The following is a 21,786-nucleotide window of genomic DNA, read 5'->3' on the forward strand; positions in this document are numbered from 1 at the left end:
CGCAGGTCGACGGAAAGAGCTTTCGCCATACAGGCTGGCCTCCTTCTCCAGCCTCTATCTTGAATCACAACTGACGGCTGAGGGGAATCCCCTGATTCCTATGCTGGGTAATTTGCTCTAACCGCCGTGTCGTCCGCCGCAGGACGGCGGGATGAAATTTCTGATTGATGAATGCCTCAGTCCGGTCCTGGCGAGAACCGCCCATGAGAAGGGACATGGCGAGGCCAGTCATATCGTCTGGATGGGGTGGGCTGGCCTGAAGGATTGGGAGCTGAAACCGATGATCCTTGAGGGCGACTGGATCTTTGTCACCAAGAACTCAGTGGATTTCAGGGGGCCGAAGGACGCTCCCGGTTCGAAAGGCCAGTATGCGGACGTCGCGATCCATGCCGGGCTGATCTGCCTTAACGGCCCACCCGGCATGGACCTGAATATGCAGATAGAGCTTTTCGAGCAGGCGCTCGAAGAACTGGAGGTCAAGCCGGACCTGATCAACCAGGTGCTCGAAGTCTCCCTTGAGGACGAGGACGCGTTTCACGTGCTCCGTTACGCGCTGCCAAAGGATTAGTGAGAAAGGCCACAAGGTTCGGTGACCTGGCGTCATCCCCTCACAACCACCTCTCCATCACCACCCGCGGCACCGCGTTATACCCCACCCTTTCATAAAACGCCTTCACCGCCGTATTCGTCTCGCGGATCATCAGCAGCACCTTGCGCACGCCGTGGCGGCGCAGCCAGTCTTCGCCGGCGGTGACGATGTCGGCGCCGAGACCCTGGTGGCGGTGGGCCGGGTCGACGGCGACGTAATAGAGCCAGCCGCGGTGGCCGTCATGGCCGGCCATGACCGAGGCGACCGGCCGGCCGTCCAACCGCCCGACCAGCACCTCGGAATGCGAACGGCCGCGGGCGAAGGCGATGTCGTCCAGCGGGTCGTTATAGGGCATCACCAGATTGCAGGCCTGCCAGAGCGCCACCAGCGCCGGCAGTTCGGCATCCAGGACAGGGCCGATGGTCAGGCGGGGCGGGGCGGGCTGGTCCGGTTGGTCTGTCGTGGCCGTCATCGGGTGATCCTTTCGTTCCGGGATGGCGGGCGGGTGGCGATGCTGCGCCGTGGCCGCAGATCAGCAGAGATCCATGACGACAGAATGACAAAACCGCAGCGCCGAGGGCCAGCCTGCGGACCAGCCGCTTGACTCGTCGGTAACCAGCTATTACGGATGGAAAACCCACGAGTTTTCCTTTCGGCCAATCCGGTTTCCGTTTGCGTCACCCCTATGCCGGGTGGCGTGACGTCCGGGGCCGGGCCGGAGGGAAAGCCGGGGCAAGCCCGGCGGCGGAATCAGACCGGGCGGAACCGAACGGGAGGAAGCCCATGTCGATGGATGTCGCGGGCCCCGCCATCAGGGCGGTGCCGGCATGACGGGCGAGGTGCGGGCACGGGCGGGGGGCCTGCTCCGCCTGGCCGATCTGCTGAACACGGTCGTCGCCCGGATCGTGGTCTGGCTGGTGCCGGTGATGGTGGTGGTGACCATCATGGATGTGGCGCTGCGCCTGTTTGCCGGGCGGGCCACGCTCTGGGCCTTTGATGCCACGGTGCAGTTCTACGCCGCCCATTTCCTGCTGCTCGGCGGTTTCACCCTGCTGCGCGGCGGCCATGTCGGGGTCGATATCCTGCGCGAGCAGGCGGGGCCGCGCACCGGGCTGGTGATGGACGTGGCGTCCTGGATCGCCTTCTTCTTCCCCTTCGCCATCGTGATGGTGCTGTGGAGCTGGGATTTCATGATCGCCTCGTGGGCGATCCATGAAACCTCGCCCGGGGTGGCGGCGCTGCCGGTCTATCCGATCAAGACCCTGTTCTTCGCCGGCAATCTGCTGCTGCTGATCCAGGGCGTGGCGGCGTTCCTGCGGGTGCTCGCCGGCGGTTTCAGCCGGCTGAAGGGGGTGTGACGCCATGCATCTCTCCCCCGAAATCTTCACCATCCTGATGTTCGCCGGCCTGCTGGTCGGGCTGCTGCTCGGCCATCCGCTCGCCTTCGTGCTGGGCGGGCTGTCGGTGATCTTCGCCATGCTCGGCCCCGGCATTCCCGCTTTCGGCATCGTGATCAACCGGGTCTGGGGTCTGGCCGACAATTACGTGATGGTCGCGATCCCGATCTTCGTGTTCATGGCCCGGCTGCTCAGCGACAGCGGCATCACCGACCGGCTGTTCCACACGTTGCGCCTGCTGTTCGGGCCGGTGCCGGGCGGGCTGAACTTCGCGGTGATCATCATTTCGGTGCTGCTGGCCGCCACCACCGGCATGGTCGGCGCGTCGCTCGCCGTGATGGGCGTGCTGGCCCTGCCGGCGATGATCTCTTACGGCTATCGCAAGGAAACCAGCACCGGCGCCATCGCCGCCGGCGGCAGCCTGGGCATTCTGATCCCGCCCAGCATCATGCTGGTGGTGATGGGCGGCTATGCTCAGTTGTCGGTCGGCAAGCTGTTCGCGGCGGCGCTGGTGCCGGGCCTGCTGCTGGCGGTGTGCTATGCGCTCTATACCGGCATCCTGTGCTGGATGAAGCCGCAATACGGGCCCCCGGTCACGGCCGAGGAACGCGCGCAGACCTCTACCGGCACCCTGCTGCTGATGCTGCTGAAAGAGGTGGCGCCCACCCTGGCGCTGATCCTGGGGGTGCTCGGCTCCATCTTCACCGGCATCGCCACGGTCACCGAGGCGGCCTCGATCGGTGCCGCCATCGCCTTCCTGATCATCCTGGCCTATCGCCGCTTTTCATGGGCGATGCTGCGCACCGCGGTGATCGAAACCGGCATCACCACCGCCATGGTCATGTTCGTGGCGATCGGCGCCACCGCCTTCACCGGCATCTTCGTCGCCGGCGGCGGCATGGGGGTGGTGCAGTCCTTCTTCACCGGGCTGGAGATCGGCCGCTGGGGCACCTTCGCCCTGCTGATGTTCGCGGTGTTCATCGCCGGCATGTTCCTCGACTGGCTCGGCGTGATCATGATCTGCTTCCCGATCTTCCTGCCGATCGCCGCCGCCCTCGGTTTCGACAAGCTGTGGTTCGTGATGATGATCGCGGTCTGCCTGCAGACCTCGTTCCTGACCCCCCCGGTCGGCTATGCCCTGTTCTACCTGAAGGGCGTGGCGCCGAAGGGGGTCACCACCATGCACATCTATCGCGGCGTCGTGCCCTTCGTGCTCATCATCCTGGGCGTGATCGGGCTGTGCGCGCTGTTCCCCGGCATCGTCACCTGGCTGCCCTCTCGCCTGGGCTGATACCGGCCAGGCCGAAGAAACACCCCAACGACCAGACACGTCCGCATGAACGGACGGCGCGGAGGAAACATCATGCCCAGTATCACCATATCCGGGATGGCCAGGGTCGCCGGTCTCGCGGCCGGCCTGACGCTCGCAACCGGTACCGCCCTTGCGGCCGATGCCACCATGCGCATGACCACCACCTGGACCAGCGGCATCAACCTGATGGAGGGTGACAAGAAATTCGTCGAGATCGCCAATGCGATCACCGGCGATGCGCTCAAGATCGAGTTCTTCGAGGGCGGCACGCTGGTGCCGCCGACCCAGGTCTTCGACGCGGTGCAGAGCAACACCGTCCAGGCCTCGGCCGACTGGCCGGGCTATTGGGCGGGCAAGAATTCGGCCTTCGGCCTGCTCGGCAGCTATCCCATGCTGTTCACCGCCGCCGACTATATCCTCTGGACCAAGCAGTGGGGCGGGTTCGAGGCCTTCCAGGAGGCCTATGGCCAGTTCGGCATGGTCTATCTGCCCTATGCCGTGGTCTCGATGGAATCGGGGCTGCGCGGCCGCAAGCCGATCCCGACGCTGGCGGAGATGGATGGCAAGCGCATCCGCATGTCCGGCCGCGCCCAGGGCGAGATCCTGAAGCGGCTGGGCGCCGCCCAGACCCAGATCGCCGGCGGTGAGGTCTATCAGGCGCTGGAGCGCGGCGTGGTCGACGCCGCCGAATTCTCCGGCCCCGGCGTCGATTGGGGCATGGGGCTGCAGGAGGTGTCCAAATACTGGATGACCCCGGGCTGGCACCAGCCGGGCTCGATGAGCGGGGTGATGATCAACAAGAAGTTCTGGGACGGGCTGCCCGAAGAGGTCCGCACCAAACTGAAGATCGCCGCCGACGCCACCCTGTCCTGGTCCATCGCCTATTACGAGCATGACGCGGTCGAGGCGGTGCGCAAGTTCAAGGAGGCCGGGACCGAAGTCGTTCAGCTGCCGGCCGAGGACGTGGCGAAGCTGCAGGAGATTTCCAACCAGGCACTGGTCGACGAGGCCTGCGCCAACCCGCTCTTTGCGAAGATCGCCGCTTCGCAGGTCGAATACATGGCAGACTATGCCGAATGGCGCGGCATGGCCGGGGATTTCGCCATGGGGCGCAATCTTTCCAAACTGCCTGATGTCGCGAAGCTGAAATCCTGCGCCGGCTGACATCGCCTCCGGAGGCTGCCCGATGACCACCGACACGCCGTCCTCTCCCATCCTTCCGGAGGTGACCGCCGCGGGCGGCCTCACCATCGACCTGCTGTTCGCACGTCAGGCCCGCACCACCCCCCGGGCACCGGCCCTGGCCGATGCCGGGGGCGAGGTCGCCTTCACCTATGACGCGCTCTTCGCCCGGGTGTCGCGGCTGGCCGCCTGGCTGACCGGGCCGGCCGGGCTGAAGCCGGGCGACCGTTTCGCGGTGCTGGCCGAAAACCGCACCGAATATGTCGAACTGCTGCTCGCGGCCGCGATGAGCGGCACGATCCTGGCCGCGATCAACTGGCGTCTGGCACCGCCCGAGGTCGCCCATTGCCTGCGCCTGGTCGAACCCGGGCTGATCGTGGCGAGCCCGCGCCATGAGGGCCTTTTGCGTGACGCGGACTGCGGCGACCTGCCGCATCTGCTCTTCGGCCCGGATTTCGAGGCGATCGCCATGGCGGGGCCGGTGCCGGATCTGCCCGCGGTCACCGGCCCGGAAAGCGGGCTGGTCATTCTCTACACCAGCGGCACCACCGGTCTGCCCAAGGGCGCGCTGATCAGCCACCGGGCCGAGATCTCCCGGGCGCAGGTGATGGCGATCGACCATGCCATTCCGCCCGGGCGCGGCTTCGTCGCCTGGGCGCCGCTCTTCCACATGGTTTCGGCCGATCAGGTGCTGGGCACGCTGATCCGCGGCGGCAAGGTGACGGTGGTCGACGGCTACGACCCCGAGGCCATCATCCGGGTCGTGGCGCGCGAAAAGATCGGCTGGCTGGTGCTGATGCCCGGCATGATCGAGGATTTCCTGAACCATCTGGCGGCGGCGGGCCCGATCGAGCCCGATGTGATGGTGATGGGCTGCATGGCCGATCTGGTGCCGCTGGCCCAGATCCAGGCGGTGACCCGGGCGCTGAACGCCCCCTATCTCAACAGCTTCGGGTCGACCGAGACCGGTGCCGCCCCCGCCTCTGCCGCGGTGATCGGCGTGGGGGAGCTGCCCGCCGGCCTGTCCAAGCGCCAGAGTTCCGGCTGTGCGGTGCGCCTGGTCGACTGGGACGATACGGAAGTGCCCGACGGCGTGCCGGGCGAGGCGACGATCCGCTCGCCCTCGCTGTTCTCGGGCTATTGGAACAATCCCAAGGCCACCGCCGAGGATTTCCGCGGCGGCTGGTTCCACATGGGCGACATGTTCGTCCGCAATCCCGATGGCAGCCTGGATTTCGTCGACCGGCGCAAATACCTGATCAAATCGGGTGGCGAGAACGTCTATCCGGCCGAAATCGAGCGGCTGATCCTGGCCGGGGCCGATATCCGCGAGGCGGTGGTGGTGCGTGCGCCCGATGCGCGCTGGGGCGAGGTGCCGGTGGCGGTCGTCGCAGCCGCACCCCACGTAACGCGCGAAGACGTGCTCGGCCGCTTGCATGGCCGGCTCGCCCGGTACAAGCTGCCCAAGGCGGTGGTGTTCCTGGATTACGACGCCTTTCCCCGCTCGACCACCGGCAAGATCAAGCGCCACGACGTCGAAACCCTGCTCGACAGTCGGGGCCAGCTCAAGGGAGATCCCGCCCCATGACCACAGCATTCGGATCCGCAGCCGACGTCTCAACCAATGGTTATGTCGACGGCTTCGCCGAAGGCGCCGTGCTGCTGGAGCGCCGCGGCCCCGTCGCCTGGGTGCGGATGAACATGGCCGAGAAGCGCAATGCCATGTCGGAAGCGCTGGTGCAGGGTCTTGCCCGCGCCGTCGATGCGGTGGAGGCCGATCCGGGCTTCCGGGTGATGGTCATCACCGGCTCCGGGCCCGCCTTTTCGGCCGGCGGTGACCTCGCCCTGTTCCAGCGGCTGGTGGGCAGCGGCACGCTCGACACCTTCGACACCTATCTTGAGCGTGGCCGGGCGATGTTCACCCGGATCGAGCAGTTCCGCCGCCCGGTGATCGCCGCGGTCAACGGCGTTACCGTCGCCGGCGGGCTGGAGCTGATGCTGACCGCCGACCTGGTCTATGCGGCGGAAACTGCCCGGATCGGCGACGGCCATGTGAAGTTCGGCGTGATGCCCGGCGGCGGCTCCACCGCCCGGCTGTCGCGGCGGCTGCCCTTCAATGTGGCGAGCGAGCTGCTGCTGACCGGCCGTCTCGCCGACCCCCGCGAACTCGCCGCCCATGGCCTGGTCAATGCCGTGCTGGCCGACGACGCGCTGGAAGCCCATGTCCAGCAGGTGGCCGAAACCATCGCCCGCCACAGCGCCGACGGCATCGCCCGGATCAAGGCCCTGCATGCCCGCGCCCGCGATCGCAGCCTGGACGACGCGCTCGCGACCGAGGTCCGCGCCCTGCTGGACTATGCCCGCGGCCCCGATCTGCTCGAAGGGCTGACCGCCTTCGTGGAAAAGCGGGCGCCGCGGTTCAGGTAAGCCCGTGCTCTCTGGTGGCCCTACGCTCTATGATGCTTGGGTGACAGGCCATAGGTCTTCTTGAACGCGGCGGTGAAGCTGGTCGGGCTGGTATAGCCGGCGATCCAGGCCGCCTGGGCGATCGGCACGCCGTCGCGTTCAAGCGCCGCCCGGGCGGCCTCCAGCCGCTTCAGGCGGATGAATTCATAGACCGTCATCCCCAGATGTTCCTTGAAATGCCGCTGGATCGACGAGGTGCTGAGGCCCATTTCGCGGGCGATGCCCTCGACGGTCAGCGGCCGGCCCAGATTCTCAAGAATATGGTCGTGGATACGGGCGATCTGCCGGCGGCTCATCTCCACCGGTTTCGGCGTATCGTCGCCGGTGGCGTCCAGCATCTGCAGGCAGGCTTCGCACATCAATTGCAGGGCGTGCGACTTGCGATAAAGCGTGCGTAGCTCGCCCTGCATCGGCACCGGCGGTTCCAGAATGCGCTCGGCTAGCTGGATCAGCGCCCGGCCGGGCTCGAAGCTGAACCGGTTCAGATGGCCGGCGAAGAAGCGGCGCAGCGCCGGCATGCCGTCTTCGGGGCAGCTGCGCATCAGATCCTGCATCCAGGGCAGGGGCGCCGAAACCATCACCTTGCGCATCTCCACATCGCTGTCGTTCACGAAGCGGACCAGGCAGGGCCGGGCGACGTTGAGCATGAAGACCTGCGGCACCGAGATGTCGGCATCGCCGGCATCCAGGCGGAAATGCTCGCCATCCATCACGAAATGCTGCGCGCCCTGCAACAGCAGGATCACCATGAATTTCGGCCAGACCTGATGCAGCTCCTCGTCGGGCGTGCAGGTCGCAAGGCCGGTCATCGTGCCGACGAACAGATCGTTGGGAATGCCCAGGGCGGGCGCAGTCTCCTGCATGTGAACACCTTGATCACGCTTGGGTCGGGTCAGGTGTCCTCACGACGCTGCCGTCGTGCCTGCGCAGGTCTTTGCCGCTTTTGAAGAGGTCATGTCGCACGACAGCTCCGACACCCTAGCCCTAAACATCGGAAAGTCAATGGACTTCCACCGCCCTGGCAGGGGGCGGAGGGGCGTTCGCGTATGTCGGAGAACAACGGATGGCAAGCATGGCGTATCGGGCACTGGCTGGAAAATGGGCGTTTTCCGTGTCCTGGGCAGCACTTCTGGTCGCAGGGCCGGCCGCGGCGGAAGACGCGGTCCGGCTCGATGCCCTGAAGGTGGAGGAACGGGCGACCGAAAACGGCACCGGACCGGTGGGCGGCTATGTTGCCCGGCAGAGTCGCACCGGCACCAAAACCGACAGCCCGATCGCCAGAACGCCGCAGAGCGTGTCGGTCGTCGGCCGGGAGCAGATGCAGGCCCAGCAGGTGGAAAGCGTCGCCGAGGCGCTGCGCTACACCCCGGGCGTCTTCGCCGAGTATCGCGGCGCCTCCAATCTGCGCGACGAAATTTTCGTCCGCGGCTTCTATTACGTGCCGAAATATCTGGACGGGCTGTTTCTGGGCGGTGACCTCTCCTACGCCAGGATCGAACCCTATCTTCTGGAGCGGGTGGAACTGCTCGCCGGCCCGTCCTCGGTGCTTTACGGCCAGGCCAATCCGGGCGGGCTGGTCAACATGGTCAGCAAGACGCCGACCGACACGCCCCTTTACGAAACCGAGGTGTCGATCGGCACCGGCCATCACTATGGTGCCGCCTTCGACCTTTCCGACCGGCTGACGGCCGATGGCCGCTGGGCGGGACGGCTGGCGGTGACCGGGCTCAACCGCGATCTTCAGGAGGACGGCGCCGAACGCCGTGCCTTTGCCGTGGCGCCCTCGCTGCGCTGGACCGATCACGAGGCAACCAGTCTCACCATCCTCGGCGGCTATCAGAACGAGCCCGATGCCGGCTATCGCAACTTTCTGGATGCGGCCGGTACCATCACGCCGATCCCGGGCTATGGCTATGTCCCGCGCGATTTCTTCGTCTCGGACACCGGGTTCGAGAAGTTCGAGCGCGAACAGCTCTGGATCGGCTATCAGCTGGAGTATGCGGTCTCGGACGCGCTGAGCCTGCGCCAGAACGCCCGTTATCATCAGGTCGAGACCACGCACCACACCCTGATCTATGGCAGCGCCAGTGCCAGCCCGATCACCGGGGCCGATACCATCTACAGCCGCAGCCTGACCGGCGGGACCGACGACTGGCGACAGTTTGCGATCGACAACCAGGCCGAATACCGCTTCGGCACCGGTGCGGCGGCCCATACCCTGCTGGCCGGCCTGGATTATCGCCACCGCACCCGCGACTACATCTGGGGCCGCAACCGCAATGTGCCGTCGATCGATGTCGCCAACCCGGTCTATGGCGGTTTCGATTTCTCGTCCCTCGATCTCACCACCACCGACGATCAGGATCTGACCGCGGACCAGTTCGGGCTCTATCTGCAGGACCAGATCGAGATCGGCGGGTTCAGCCTGCTCGCCGGGCTGCGGTATGATCGCGCCTCGACCGATATCGACGACAACTTCAACAGCCTGTCCTATTCCTACGACGACAACGCGCTGACCTGGCGGGTGGGCGCGCTCTACACCTTCGCCAACGGCATCGCGCCTTACGTCTCGTATTCCACCTCGTTCGAGCCGTCGCTCTACGCCCCCGAAGCGAGTGCGCCCGCCTTCGACCCCACCACCGCCCGACAGGTCGAACTCGGCGTCAAATATGCGCCCGAGGGGACCGGCCTGCTGCTGACCGCCGCGGTCTATGATCTGCGCCAGAAGGATGTGGTGATGAGCGCCTGGGATCCCGGCCTCGGCCGGTCGGTCTATTCCCAGGTCGGCGAGGTCCATAATCAGGGGCTGGAGCTGTCGGCCAAGGCCGAGCTGGACGAGAATCTCTCGATGGTGGCGAGCTATTCCTATATCGACTCGACCATCGAGGACTCGGTGACCGCGGCCGAGATCGGCCGGACGCCGGCGCGGGTGCCTGCCCATACTGCATCGCTCTGGGCCGATTACCGCTTCACCGACGGTGCCGTCCAGGGGCTGGGCCTTGGCGCGGGTGTGCGCTATATCGGCACCAGCCAGGGCAACAACACCAATGACTTCGAGGTGCCGGCCGTGACCCTGTTCGACGCCTCGGCGAGCTACGATTTCTCGGGCCTGGGTGGCAGCTGGCAGGGCGTGTCGGTGCAGGTCAATGCCAAGAACCTGACCGACGAGACCTATGTCGCCTCCTGCGCCAGCGCCTATGCCTGTTTCTACGGCGAGGGCCGGACGGTGGTCGCCACCCTGAAGAAGCGCTGGTGAGCCGGCCGATGATCCGTCGGGCACTCACCCTTATGCTTCCCCTTCTGGTCCTGCTCGCCATCCCGGCCGCCGATGCGGCCGGGATGCGCGAGACCGGCGGCACGCTCGCCACCGGCGGGACCGCGCTCATCGACCTCGGGGCGGCGCCGGGCGACTATCTCCGCGGTCGTCTGACCGTCGAAAGCGGCCGCTTCGATCTCGATCTGGTCGATGGCGCGGGTGTGCCGCTCCGCCGTTTCGGCAGCGACATTCCGACCGCCCGGAGCTTCCACCATGTCGTGGGCGCCGCGGATGAACGCCTGCAACTCCGCGCGGTCGAGGCCGGACGCTGGCGGATCGACCTGGAACCGCCCATCCCCATGGCGGAACAGCGGGTCCCTGAACCGGAACCGCTGAGCCCGGCCATCGCGGCCCTTGCGCGCGATCTCGCCCGCGGTGGCGATACCGCCGGCTTCTGGGCGGACATGGCCGCGCGCGGCACGCCGCTGGTCGAGCCGGCCGACCGCCCCGACCGGCGGATCGTCACCTTCCTCGCCCGCGGGGCCCGGCACAATGTCCGGCTGTTCGGCGGGCCCGGCACCGGCCATGACGAGTTGCAGCGTCTGGGCAACGCCGATGTCTGGTATCGCAGCTATGTCCTGCCCTCGGACACGCGGCTCGCCTATCAGCTGGCCCCGGATGTGCCGGAATTTGCCGGCACGGCGCGTGAACGCCGGGTCGCGGTTCTGGCGACGGCGGCGGCCGATCCGCTCAACCGCCATCCCTGGCCGGCGGATGCCCCCGATATCTGGGCGCGCGACTCCCTCCTGGTGCTGGATGATGCGCCGGCCCAGCCCTGGGCGGATGCCGATGCCTCCGTGCCGCAGGGCCGGCTCGATCAGCTGCGGCTGACCAGCCGCAGTCTCGGCAATACCCGTGACGTCACCCTCTACCGTCCGGCCGGGTTTGATCCGGCGCGGCCCGATACCGTCCTGCTGATCCTGTTCGACGGCCGGGACTATCGGCAGAAGGTGCCGGTGCCGCGGATCCTGGATGCGATGATCGCCGCCGGGGTGATCCCGCCGGTGGTGGCGGTGCTGGTCGACAGCCTGGACCAGGACACCCGCGGCCGCGAACTGCCGGGCAATCCGGATTTCGCTGACATGCTGGCCCATGAATTGCTGCCGATGGTGCGCGCCGCGGCCGGGTTCGATCCCGATCCGGCCCGCACCGTGCTCTCGGGGTCGAGCTTCGGCGGCCTGGCCGCGATGACCGCGGCACTCCGCCATCCGGGGGCCTTCGGCAATGTGCTCTCGATGTCGGGCTCGTTCTGGTGGAGCCCGCCGGACACGCCCGAAACCGGGCGGGAATGGGTGGCAGGCCGGGTCGCGGCGGCGGCCATGCCGCCGCCGCTCCGGGTTTTCCTCGCCGCCGGGATCTACGAAACCTCGGGCGACGGGGTGACGGCCTCGATCCTCGACACCAACCGCCATCTGCGCGATGTGCTGATGGCGAAGGGCGTCTGGGTGCGCCATCGCGAATACGCCACCGGCCATGACTACGTCGCCTGGCAGGGGGTGCTTTCCGACGGGCTGGTGGCGCTGTTCGGGCGCGACCAGCCCTGACCGGTTCAGCGGCCGACCGGCTCCCAGCCATAGGCCGCACCATCGCTGCCCGGCGTCACCCGGCCGATGCCGGGGAAGGTGATATGGGCGCCGGCCACCAGATAGCCTTTGGCGGCGGCGTCTTCCATCGCCGCCAGGCGGCTCTGGCGGGCGGCGTCCTGGTCGACGTCGAAGTCGATGGTGACCTCGGGCTCGGCGAACTGGACGAATTCGCCATGGGTGATGTCGCCCCAGACCACCAGCTTTTCGCCCCCATCGCTGACCACGATCGAGGAATGGCCCGGGGTATGGCCGGCGCGCAGGATCGACTGCAGCCCCGGCACCGGGTCGGCGCCGTCGGCGAAGGTCGCGAAACGGCCGGTTTCGCGATAGGGGGCCGTCATGGCGATCGCCTCGTCGAAGCCGCGCCGGGCGGCCTCGGGGGCGGCGGCGCGGGCCGCGTCGCTCAGCCAGTAGGCGGCGTCGCGTTCGGCCACATGCAGCCGCGCCTTCGGGAACACGGCCTTGCCGTTGCGGGTCAGCCCGCCCGAATGGTCGGCATGGATATGGGTCAGCACGATGTCGTCGATCTCGTCCGGCGTATGGCCGGCGGCCTTCAGGCTTTCGGCCAGATGGCCGAGCTTCGGCCCCAGCAGATCGCCGGTGCCGGTATCGATCAGCACCAGCCGGCCATCGGGCATGGCGACCAGATAGGTGTTCACCGCCAGCGTCACCGGCGACTGCTTGCCGGCGCGGGCCAGCGCCGCTTCGATCTGGGGCCTGGGCTCGCCGCGCATGATATCGGCCAGCGGCACCGGGATCTGACCGTCGGACAGGGCGGTGACGCTGATCCGGCCGATGTCGATGTGATAGGGGGCGGAAAGCGGGTCATCCGCGGCGGCGGGGCCCGCGAGAACCGAAAGGCCGAGCAGGCTGGCGAAGGCGAGCGAGGCGGCGAGGGGGGTCTTCGACATGGGGAGGGGTCTCCGTGATGATCGGGACGGGCTTGCCCCGGACGCCGCTTCAGGTATCTATGGTCAGGTCAGCAATCAAATCGATGCGGATCATGGAGACTATCGATCATTTCAATCTGCGCGCCTTCGACCTCAACCTTCTGGTCGCCTTCGACGCCCTGATGGAAGAGGGCAGCGTCACCCGGGCGGCCCGGCGGCTGAAGATCGGCCAGCCGGCGATGAGCCATGCGCTGTCGACCCTGCGCATGCTGCTGGATGACGAGCTGTTCGTGCGGGTGGGCCAGGCGATGCAGCCCACCGCACGTGCCGTCGCCGTGGCCGGCCCGGTGCGCACGGCGCTGATGCAGGCCCAGGCGGCGCTGGGGGCGCGGGAAAGCTTCCGCCCCGAAACCGAACGCCGCATCTTCCGCCTGGGCATGTCGAGCGAGCTGGAACTGCTGCTTCTGCCCGCGCTCACCGCGCGTCTGGCGACCGAGGCGCCGGGCATCCGCCTGCATGCGCGCATGGCGCCGTCCACGCAGGTCGAGACGATGATCGACACCGGCGTGATCGATCTTGCGGTCGGCTGCTCGCTGGAACCGGCCAGCCGGCATCGCGGGCTGGATCTCTTCCCGGCCGGCGTGTCGTGCTGCTTCAACCCGCAGCGCCTGGCGCTGGATGTGCCGGTCGGGCTGGACGCCTATCTGGCCGGCCGCCATGCCGTCGTCTCGCAAAGCGAGAGCCTGCATGGCTGCGTGCACGAGGCGCTGGAGCGGATCCGCACCGATCTCGACGTGGTGATGGCGGCGCCGGATTTCCTGACCGTGCTGTCGGCCGCGGTCGAGGCGCCGGTGATCGCCACCATCTCCACCCGCGTCGCCCGGCGCTTCGCCCCGCCGCTGGGCCTGACCGTCTCTCCGGTGCCGCTGGATCTGGTCTTCCCGCCGGTGCGCATGGTCTGGCCGGTGCGGCTGGATCGCGACCCGGCGGCGGCCTGGCTGCGCGACCGGATCATCGAGACGCTGGGCCTCGATGTGGTGCATGATCGGGCGGCATGACGACGACCGTCACCGGGGGGAGACATCATGACATCCTTCGCCGCGATCCTGGACCGGACCGCCCGCCATCATGGCGGGCCCGAGGGGTTGGAGGCCCGCCTTGCCGCCGCGCCCTGGACGGCGCGCACGGCCGAAGAGCTGCGCGCGGTGCTCGACGACCGCTTCCTGGCCGAGGCCACCCGGGTGATCTTCCAGGCCGGTTTCGACTGGGCGGCGATCGATCGCCGCTGGCCGGATTTCGAGGCGGCCTTCGAGGGCTTCGATCCCGCCCGCTGGTCGCTGATGTCGGATGACGATCTGGACCGGCTGATGGCCGCGCCGGGCATCGTGCGCAATGCCGCCAAGCTGCGCGCGGTCGGCGGCAATGCCGCCTTCTTCTCCGACGTCGCCCGCAGCCATGGCTCGGTCGCGGCCTGGATCCTGACCTTCCCGGCCGGGCGCTATATGGAGCTGGTGCGCGAGCTGAAGACGCGCGGCGACCGTCTGGGCGGCAAGACCGGTCAGCTGCTGCTGCGCCGCATGGGCGTGCCCTCGCTCATCTGCTCCGATGACGTGGTCAAGGCACTGATCACGGCGGATGTGGTGTCGAAAGCCCCGTCATCGGCAAAGGATTTCGCCGCGGTCCAGGCCGCCCTGGACCGCTGGCAGGCGGAAACCGGCTTCGATCTCACCCGGATCAGCCGCATTCTGGCGTTGTCGGTGGGCTGATCTCCCGACGCTTCATTTACCGCCGACGATCGCCGGCCGGACCAGCGCCGCCAGCGCCGATCGCATCGCCTGGGGGTCGGTCACCCGGCGGGGGAAGCGGATGCGCAGATCGCTTTGGGGCGAGGTGAGGTCGATGCCCTCGGGGTCGAGACCCGCCGCGCGCCAGCGCCCGGCATCGCCGCCGCCATGCAGCCGGGCCAGGCGCCCGGGCAGGTCCTCGCCCCAGGGGCCGTTCAGCCGCTCGACCTCGTCGGCCTCGGCGGCGAGCAGGGCCTCGGCGCCGGAAAGATCGGTCAGGAAATGCGCGACCTGCGGCTCGCCGGCATTGCGCCGCGGCCCGCCGGCCACGCGCAGATCCGCCATCTCCAGCCGGTAGAGGCCGATATCCGGCAGGGTCATATAGAGCTTCGTCTTCGGATGCCGGGCGAGATAGCGCCGGCGGACGGCCTCCAGCCGGGCCTGGTCGGTCACCTGCACCACCCGTCCGACGATGGTCATCCGCACCCCCGCCAGCACATCGGCAAGCCCCGGCTCGATCAGGGTCAGCGACGCGCGCGGATCGGCCGCCAGATTGCGGGCATGCAGCGCCAGCCCGGCCATGATGAAGACCGGGCTGCCGTCGTGATCGGTCGCCAGATTGGTGGCCGCGCCATAGGGATAGCCGCTTTCCGGGTCGAGCGTCGACAGGGTGCCGAACCGCGCGGTGCGCAGCAGCCGTCGGCCGTGATCTTCGGCATCGAAGGGCAGGGCGGCATCCAGGCGCAGCTCCCGGCCGCGCGGGGTGATGACGGGGGCGCCGTGGGTCGGCGTGTCGACAGAGGGGGCGGGCGTGGTCATGGCGGTCTCTCCGGGCTGGCGGTCGCGCAGCCGAAGGATGGGCTTCCTATTATGAGAATGCAAGTCAATCGCAATTGAGGAGTCGTGCAGCGCCGCCCGCATCTTTTCCGCCACCCGGCCTTTCCAGCCGCGGGGCCGTACCGTAGCATCCAATCCCGAAAACAGGCCCCTCGCGGCCGTCTCTTATGTGCCAGTACGAGGAAGATCGATGGCCGATCCGAAGCCCACTGCACTGCCCGAACGCCGGCGCGGCTCTGGCGTCAAGATGGTGTACGACCTTCTGCGCGATGAAATTCTCGATCTGAAACTGGCACCGGGCAGCACGATCGACGAGGCGCAGCTGGCCGAGCGGTTCAAGATGTCGCGCACGCCGATCCGCGAGGCGCTGGTCCGCCTTGCCGGCGAGGGGTTGATCGAGACGCTGCCCAACCGATCGACCATGGTGTCGAACATCGATTTTCTCAACCTCAGCACCTTCTTCGATGCCCTGGTGCTGATGTACCGGGTCACCACGCGGCTGGCCGCGCAGAACCATCGGCCGGAAGATCTGCCGGTCATCCGCCGTCATCACCAGGATTATGCCGCCGCCGTCGAGGCGCGCGACGCGCTGGCGATGATCGCAACCAACGCCGCCTTCCACGCCGCCATCGCCGAGGCCGGCCGCAACCCCTATTTCACCAGCCTTTTCATAAGGCTGCTGAGCGAGGGGCGGCGCATCCTGCGGCTTTATTACCGGTCCTATGAGGAGCAGTTTCCCCAGCGCTTCGTGGATGAACATGCCGGGATGATCGCCACGATCGAAGCGCGCGACGTGGAGCGGGCCGACCAGCTGGGCAAGGCTCATGCCGAGCAGATCGTGGCCCAGGTGCAGAAGCTGTTCACCCGCAATGGCGGGCTCGACATCCCGCTCTGAGTTTGCATTTTCGTTGTCGACAACAAAAATGCAAACTGCCATCATGACCATGGCAGAGGGGGAGGACAGCTGCGTCCTGCCGGCGGACTGCCGATCGAACGGCTGGAAGGAAACGAAGGTGAAGGCGACGATTTTCTCCGGTGTGATCCCCGCCCTGATGACCCCCTGCAAGCCCGACCGGACCCCGGATTTCGATGCGCTGGTCCGCAAGGCCCGGCAGCTGATCGATGCCGGCATGTCGGCGGTGGTCTATTGCGGTTCCATGGGCGACTGGCCGCTGCTGACCGATGCACAGCGCATGGAAGGTGTCGAGCGCCTGGTCGCGGCCGGGATTCCGGTGATCGCCGGCACCGGCGCCGTCAACACGGCCTCTGCGGTTGCACACGCCGCCCATGCGCAGAAGGTGGGCGCGCAGGGGCTGATGGTCATTCCCCGCGTGCTGTCGCGCGGCACGGTCGTCGCGGCGCAGCGGAACCATTTCAAGGCCATTCTGTCCGCGGCACCGGATCTGCCGGCGGTGATCTATAACAGCCCCTATTACGGCTTCGCCACGCGTGCCGATCTGTTCTTCGCCCTGCGTGCCGAACATCCCAATCTCGTCGGCTTCAAGGAATTCGGCGGCCCCGACGACATGCGCTATGCGGCCGAGAACATCACCAGCTGCGACGACGACGTCTCCCTGATGATCGGCGTCGATACCTGCGTGTTCCATGGCTTCGTGAATTGCGGTGCCACCGGTGCCATCACCGGCATCGGCTGTGTGCTGCCGAAGGAAGTGCTGCACCTCAGCAACCTTGCCCAGGCCGCCGCCCAGGGCGATGCCGATGCCCGACAGCGCGCGCTGGAACTGGAATCGGCGCTGGGCGTGCTCTCGTCCTTCGATGCGGGGCCGGATCTCGTTCTGTATTTCAAGTACATGATGGTCCTGAAGGGCGACGGCGAATACGCGCTGCATTTCAACGAAACCGACGAACTCACCGAAAGCCAGCGCGGCTACGTCACCACCCAGCTGAAACTGTTCGACACCTGGTATGCGGCGTGGAGCCGGCTTCCGGGGGCCGTGCAGACATACAAGGCGTAAGGCAGAACCGTCAGGCCTGCAAACGGCCCTCCCTCCGGAGGGCCTTTTTTATGGACCCGTCGCCATCGTCGCCAGGTCCGCGCGCAGGTGCAGCCTGTCCGGTGATGCGGCACAAGTGCCTGTTCTGCCAGCCGGATTTTTTCTCGAAGCTTATATATTTTTTGTATTTTTCTTGTATCCTGAATAGGGGGTTTTCGCCGTTCGGCGTGGGAGGGGCCTTCGCCGGCGAGGATCACTGCTGATGGGAGACAACAGTGAACAAGGCTTCAATTTTCGCTGTCGGACTGATGGCCGCTACCGTCCTGGGGGGCACGGCGCATGCGGACAAGCTGGACGACATCATCGGCTCGGGCACGCTGCGCTGTGCGGTGGTGCTGGACTTCCCGCCGATGGGTTCGCGCGATGCGAACAACACGCCGATCGGCTTCGACGTCGACTATTGCAACGATCTGGCGAAGGCGCTGGGCGTGACCGCCGAGATCGTCGAGACGCCGTTTCCTGAGCGGATTCCGGCCCTGATGTCGGGCCGTGTCGATGTCGGCGTCGCCTCGACCTCGGATACGCTGGAACGGGCGAAGACCGTGGGCATGACCATTCCCTATTTCGCCTTCGAGATGGTGGTCACCGCGAACGAAAAATCGGGCGTGACGTCCTATGACGGCATGAAGGGCAAGGTGGTGGGCGCCACCGCCGGCACCTACGAGGCGATCGCGCTTGAGAACCAGGTGAAGGCCTGGGGGGAAGGATCCTTCCGGCCCTATCAGACCCAGGCCGATGTTTTCCTGGCGCTGGCCCAGGGCCAGATCGACGCCACGGTTTCCACCTCCACGGTGGCACAGGCGAATGTGAAATCGGGCAAGTTTGCCGGGCTGTCGGTGGTCGGCAGCGCGCCCTTCGACACCGATTACGTCGCGCTGTTCACCAACCGCGAGGAATACGGCCTGATCAACTACCTGAACCTGTTCATCAATCAGCAGGTCCGCACCGGCCGCTATGCCGACCTCTACGAAAAATGGGTGGGCGGCAAGGCGCCGGATCTCACCGTCGGCAGCGTCTATCGCTGATTGACCCGGCCCGGCCGTGGCGGCCGGCAGATGCCGGCGCCACGGCTTCCGTCAGGAATGTGACCTGCCTCGGGTCCGGGAGACGGGGATGTTCAACTATACTTTCCACTGGAATCAAGCGCTTAAAGCGCTGCCACAGATGCTCGACGGCGCGCTGGTCACCCTTCAGATCGCCGTGCTGTCGATGGCGATCGGTCTGGTCTGTGCCATCGCGCTGACGGCCTTTCGCCTGTCGGGCAACCGGTCGCTGTCGGCGGTGGCGGCGGTCTGGGTGGAGATTGCCCGCAACACGCCGGCGCTGTTTCAGATCTATATGGCGCATTTCGGCCTGGGCAATTTCGGCATCCATCTCAGCCCCTATGCAGCGCTTCTGGCCGGCATCGCCTTCAACAATGCGGGCTATCTGGCCGAGAATTTCCGCGGCGCGCTGAAGGCGATCCCCGACACCCAGACGCGCACCGGCCGTTCCCTGGGCATGACCCGGCTGCAGACCTTCCGCTTCATCGTGCTGCCGCAGATGCTGCGCATCGGCTATCTGCCTGCGACCAATCAGATGATCTGGGCGATCCTGATGACCTCGCTGGGCGTCACGGTCGGGATGAACACCGATCTGGCCGGTGTGACCCAGGATCTGAACGCGCGATCCTTCCGGACCTTCGAATTCTTCGCCATCGCCGCGGTGATCTACTACCTGATCGCCAAACTCGTGACCCTGGCCGCGCGGGCGCTCGCCTGGCGCCTGTTCCGCTACTAGGAGGGCCGGAGATGTTCGATACCGCCCTGACCTGGAACGATCTGGCCTTCCTCGGCCAGGGGGCCCTGATGACCCTGGCCGTGACCGCCGTCTCCGTGGCCGCGGGTACGGTGATGGGGATCGTCTTCGGCGTGATCCGCTTTCAGGCCGGACCGGTCTGGTCCCTGCCGCTGACGGTCTTTCTCGACATCTTCCGGTCGGTGCCGCTGCTGATCCAGCTGGTGCTGGGCAATGCCCTGCAGTCGATCGCAAAGCTGGGCTGGCCGCCGTTTACCACCTCCTGCGTGGTGCTGTCGCTCTATACCGCCGCCTATTGTACCGAAATCGTCCGCGGCGGCATCGCGGCCGTGCCCGTCACCACCCGCCGCGCCAGCCGGTCGCTGGGGATGACCTGGTGGCAGGATATGCGCCACATCGTGGCGCCGCTGGCGGTGCGGGTGTCGATCCCGGCCTGGATCGGGCTCACGCTCGGCGTCATGAAGGATTCGGCGCTGGTGCTGTGGCTTGGCCTGATCGAACTGCTGCGCGCCTCGCAGATCCTGGTGACCCGCCTGCAGGAACCGCTGTTCATCCTGCTGATCTGCGGCGTCATCTACTTCATCATAAGCTTCCCGATTGCCCGGCTCGGCGGCTATCTCGAAAGACGGTGGTCCCCCTATGATTGAGATTGAAAACGTCCGGAAGTCCTTCGGCAGTCTGGAGGTGCTGAAGGGCATCGACCTCACCGTCGACAAGGGCGAGGTGGTGACGATCATCGGGGGGTCGGGCTCGGGCAAATCCACCCTTCTCGCCTGCATCAATGGTCTGGAGCCGATCAATGCGGGCGTGATCCGCATCGACGGCACCCGGGTTCATGACCGGTCGACGGATCTGAACCGGCTGCGCCGCAAGGTCGGGATCGTCTTCCAGCAATGGAACGCTTTCCCGCATCTGACGGTGCTGGAGAATGTGATGCTGGCGCCGCGCAAGGTTCTGGGCCTGTCCCGGCAGCAGGCCGAAGAGATCGCGGTCCGGCAGCTCACCCATGTCGGGCTTGGGGAAAAGCTGTCGGTCTATCCGAACCGCATGTCCGGCGGGCAGCAGCAGCGCATGGCCATTGCCCGCGCGCTGGCCATGTCGCCCGAATACATGCTGTTCGACGAGGTGACCTCGGCGCTCGATCCCATGCTGGTCGGCGAGGTGCTCGACACGCTCAAGATGCTGGCCGAAGAGGGGATGACGATGATCTGCGTCACCCACGAGATGGGGTTTGCGCGCGACGTCTCGGATCGGGTCGCCTTCTTCCATCAGGGGGTGATGGCGGAGATCGGCCCCCCCGATCAGATCTTCGGCGCGCCCCGGCAGCCCGAAACCCAGGCCTTTCTGGGGAGTGTGCGCTGATGACCGGGCCGGAGGTCGTCGTCATCGGGGCGGGGGTGATCGGCCTCTCGGCGGCGATTGCCGTTCAGGCGCGGGGTTTTCCGGTCACGGTGCTCGATCGCGAGGGGCCGGCGGCCGGTGCCTCGGCCGGCAATGCCGGCGCCTTCGCCTTCACCGACATTCTGCCGCTCGCCTCGCCCGGCATTCTGCGCAAGGCGCCCGGATGGCTGCTCGATCCGCTCGGGCCGCTGTCGGTGCCGCCGGCCTACGCGCTCAAGATCGCGCCCTGGATGTACCGTTTCTGGCGGGCCTGCGCGCCCGCCCGCGTCGCCGCCGCCACCGATGCGCAGGCGGCCCTGATGGATCTGTCCCGGGCCGAGCTGGAACCCTTCCTGCAACAGACCGGCACGCGCAGCATGTTGCGCAAGGACGGCAACCTCCAGGTCTATGAAAGCCGCGCGGAGTTCGAGGCAGCACTGTCCGGCTGGGCGGCACGCGAACGCCATGGCATCGACTTCCATCATCTGGATGCGGCGGGGATGGCGGCGCTCCAGCCGGGGCTCTCGTCGCGCTTCACCCACGGAACCTTCACCCCCGGCTGGTACTCCATCGCCGATCCCAGGCTCTACACCCTGGCGCTTGCCGATCATCTTAAGGAGCGGGGCGGCCGGATCGAGCGGGCCGAGGTCACCGCACTCCGGCCCGAGGCGGCGGGTGTCGGGATCGTCACGGCCGACGGGGTGTCGCGGCGCGCGGCCCGGGTGGTGCTTGCCGCCGGCGCCTTCTCGCACCGCATCGCCCGCACCCTCGGCGATGTTATCCCGCTTGAAACCGAGCGCGGCTACAACACCACCCTGCCGCCCGGCGCCTTCGATCTCAGAACCCAGATCACCTTCGGCGGGCATGGGTTCGTGATCAGCCGCCTGTCCACCGGCATCCGCGTCGGCGGTGCGGTCGAACTCGGCGGGCTGGATCTGCCGCCCGATTACCGGCGCTCGCGGGCCATGCTCGGCAAGGCGCAGGCCTTTCTCCCCGGGCTCGTCGCACAAGGGGGCGTCGAATGGATGGGCTTCCGGCCGTCCTTGCCCGACAGCCTGCCGGCGATCGGCAGGGCCGGCAGCGAACCGCGCGTGATCTATGCCTTCGGCCACGGCCATCTCGGCCTCACCCAATCGGCCGGGACCGCCCGGCTGGTCGCCGACCTGCTGACCGACGAACCACCGCCGATCGATCTCTCGCCCTTTTCGCCCCACCGCTTCTGACAGAGTGAACGC

21 protein-coding genes are annotated in these 21,786 nt (G+C 67.0%); 17 read left to right on the forward strand and 4 right to left on the reverse strand.

Annotation, left to right across the window (positions count from 1 at the left end; genetic code table 11):
• Positions 1-151: 151 nt before the first annotated feature.
• Positions 152-568, forward strand: coding sequence for a DUF5615 family PIN-like protein (locus tag WI697_RS25800; protein ID WP_345960465.1), 417 nt, complete (start codon positions 152-154; stop codon positions 566-568).
• 40 nt (positions 569-608) lie between these two features.
• On the opposite strand, the gene WI697_RS25805 is transcribed toward WI697_RS25800, so the two are convergent.
• Positions 609-1,061 (reverse strand): GNAT family acetyltransferase, encoded by a 453-nt coding sequence (locus WI697_RS25805; RefSeq protein WP_345960466.1) that lies wholly within the window; start codon positions 1,059-1,061, stop codon positions 609-611.
• 355 nt (positions 1,062-1,416) lie between these two features.
• Between WI697_RS25805 and WI697_RS25810 the strand changes: the two genes are divergently transcribed.
• The 5 genes from WI697_RS25810 to WI697_RS25830 all read left to right on the forward strand — a co-directional run bounded on the left by WI697_RS25810 (position 1,417) and on the right by WI697_RS25830 (position 6,907).
• On the forward strand, positions 1,417-1,947 hold the full coding sequence (locus tag WI697_RS25810) for a TRAP transporter small permease subunit (protein WP_345960467.1): 531 nt from the start codon (positions 1,417-1,419) through the stop codon (positions 1,945-1,947).
• 4 nt (positions 1,948-1,951) lie between these two features.
• Positions 1,952-3,277 carry a TRAP transporter large permease gene (locus tag WI697_RS25815; RefSeq protein ID WP_345960468.1) on the forward strand — a complete coding sequence of 442 codons (1,326 nt, stop codon included), beginning with the start codon at positions 1,952-1,954 and terminating at the stop codon, positions 3,275-3,277.
• A 72-nt stretch (positions 3,278-3,349) separates the two neighbouring features.
• Entirely contained in the window at positions 3,350-4,462 is a 1,113-nt protein-coding gene (gene dctP, locus WI697_RS25820) for a TRAP transporter substrate-binding protein DctP (RefSeq protein ID WP_345960469.1), read from the forward strand.
• Between the two features lie 22 nt (positions 4,463-4,484).
• Positions 4,485-6,068: a class I adenylate-forming enzyme family protein gene (locus WI697_RS25825; protein ID WP_345960470.1), complete on the forward strand. Its 1,584-nt coding sequence runs from the start codon at positions 4,485-4,487 to the stop codon at positions 6,066-6,068.
• Entirely contained in the window at positions 6,065-6,907 is an 843-nt protein-coding gene (locus WI697_RS25830; RefSeq protein ID WP_345960471.1) for an enoyl-CoA hydratase/isomerase family protein, read from the forward strand. Before WI697_RS25825 ends, WI697_RS25830 begins: the two co-directional genes overlap by 4 nt.
• Positions 6,908-6,927: 20 nt before the next feature.
• On the opposite strand, the gene WI697_RS25835 is transcribed toward WI697_RS25830, so the two are convergent.
• A complete protein-coding gene (locus tag WI697_RS25835) occupies positions 6,928-7,809 on the reverse strand; it encodes an AraC family transcriptional regulator (RefSeq protein WP_345960472.1) in 882 nt (293 codons plus the stop codon).
• A gap of 200 nt (positions 7,810-8,009) precedes the next feature.
• On the opposite strand from WI697_RS25835, the gene WI697_RS25840 reads away from it, so the two are divergent.
• Positions 8,010-10,202: a TonB-dependent siderophore receptor gene (locus tag WI697_RS25840; protein WP_345960473.1), complete on the forward strand. Its 2,193-nt coding sequence runs from the start codon at positions 8,010-8,012 to the stop codon at positions 10,200-10,202.
• A gap of 32 nt (positions 10,203-10,234) precedes the next feature.
• The gene (gene fes, locus WI697_RS25845; protein ID WP_345960474.1) at positions 10,235-11,806 is read left to right on the forward strand and encodes an enterochelin esterase; all 1,572 of its coding nucleotides are present in this window, start codon (positions 10,235-10,237) and stop codon (positions 11,804-11,806) included.
• A gap of 5 nt (positions 11,807-11,811) precedes the next feature.
• Here the strand turns inward: fes and WI697_RS25850 are convergent, their stop codons facing one another.
• Positions 11,812-12,759 carry an MBL fold metallo-hydrolase gene (locus WI697_RS25850; protein ID WP_345960475.1) on the reverse strand — a complete coding sequence of 316 codons (948 nt, stop codon included), beginning with the start codon at positions 12,757-12,759 and terminating at the stop codon, positions 11,812-11,814.
• A 92-nt stretch (positions 12,760-12,851) separates the two neighbouring features.
• Between WI697_RS25850 and WI697_RS25855 the strand changes: the two genes are divergently transcribed.
• Together WI697_RS25855 and WI697_RS25860 are read left to right on the forward strand one after the other, a co-directional pair.
• The gene (locus tag WI697_RS25855; RefSeq protein WP_345960476.1) at positions 12,852-13,796 is read left to right on the forward strand and encodes a LysR substrate-binding domain-containing protein; all 945 of its coding nucleotides are present in this window, start codon (positions 12,852-12,854) and stop codon (positions 13,794-13,796) included.
• A gap of 27 nt (positions 13,797-13,823) precedes the next feature.
• On the forward strand, positions 13,824-14,504 hold the full coding sequence (locus WI697_RS25860; RefSeq protein WP_345960477.1) for a DNA-3-methyladenine glycosylase I: 681 nt from the start codon (positions 13,824-13,826) through the stop codon (positions 14,502-14,504).
• A gap of 12 nt (positions 14,505-14,516) precedes the next feature.
• On the opposite strand, the gene WI697_RS25865 is transcribed toward WI697_RS25860, so the two are convergent.
• Complete coding sequence (locus tag WI697_RS25865; protein WP_345960478.1) at positions 14,517-15,341, reverse strand: HugZ family pyridoxamine 5'-phosphate oxidase; 825 nt, start codon at positions 15,339-15,341, stop codon at positions 14,517-14,519.
• Positions 15,342-15,549: 208 nt separating this feature from the next.
• Between WI697_RS25865 and WI697_RS25870 the strand changes: the two genes are divergently transcribed.
• From WI697_RS25870 to WI697_RS25900, 7 genes are all read left to right on the forward strand, one after another.
• Positions 15,550-16,254 (forward strand): GntR family transcriptional regulator, encoded by a 705-nt coding sequence (locus tag WI697_RS25870; protein ID WP_345960479.1) that lies wholly within the window; start codon positions 15,550-15,552, stop codon positions 16,252-16,254.
• A gap of 118 nt (positions 16,255-16,372) precedes the next feature.
• On the forward strand, positions 16,373-17,335 hold the full coding sequence (locus WI697_RS25875; RefSeq protein WP_345960480.1) for a dihydrodipicolinate synthase family protein: 963 nt from the start codon (positions 16,373-16,375) through the stop codon (positions 17,333-17,335).
• 287 nt (positions 17,336-17,622) lie between these two features.
• Positions 17,623-18,399: an ABC transporter substrate-binding protein gene (locus WI697_RS25880; protein ID WP_062764359.1), complete on the forward strand. Its 777-nt coding sequence runs from the start codon at positions 17,623-17,625 to the stop codon at positions 18,397-18,399.
• Between the two features lie 88 nt (positions 18,400-18,487).
• Positions 18,488-19,153 (forward strand): amino acid ABC transporter permease, encoded by a 666-nt coding sequence (locus WI697_RS25885; protein ID WP_062764257.1) that lies wholly within the window; start codon positions 18,488-18,490, stop codon positions 19,151-19,153.
• Between the two features lie 11 nt (positions 19,154-19,164).
• Positions 19,165-19,818, forward strand: coding sequence for an amino acid ABC transporter permease (locus WI697_RS25890; protein WP_062764255.1), 654 nt, complete (start codon positions 19,165-19,167; stop codon positions 19,816-19,818).
• Entirely contained in the window at positions 19,811-20,533 is a 723-nt protein-coding gene (locus WI697_RS25895) for an amino acid ABC transporter ATP-binding protein (RefSeq protein ID WP_062764253.1), read from the forward strand. The genes WI697_RS25890 and WI697_RS25895 overlap by 8 nt, the downstream gene beginning before the upstream one ends.
• Positions 20,533-21,774: an NAD(P)/FAD-dependent oxidoreductase gene (locus tag WI697_RS25900; RefSeq protein ID WP_345960481.1), complete on the forward strand. Its 1,242-nt coding sequence runs from the start codon at positions 20,533-20,535 to the stop codon at positions 21,772-21,774. Before WI697_RS25895 ends, WI697_RS25900 begins: the two co-directional genes overlap by 1 nt.
• The last annotated feature ends 12 nt before the right edge of the window (positions 21,775-21,786 follow it).

This window comes from Tistrella mobilis, assembly GCF_039634785.1.
Lineage (GTDB): Bacteria > Pseudomonadota > Alphaproteobacteria > Tistrellales > Tistrellaceae > Tistrella > Tistrella mobilis.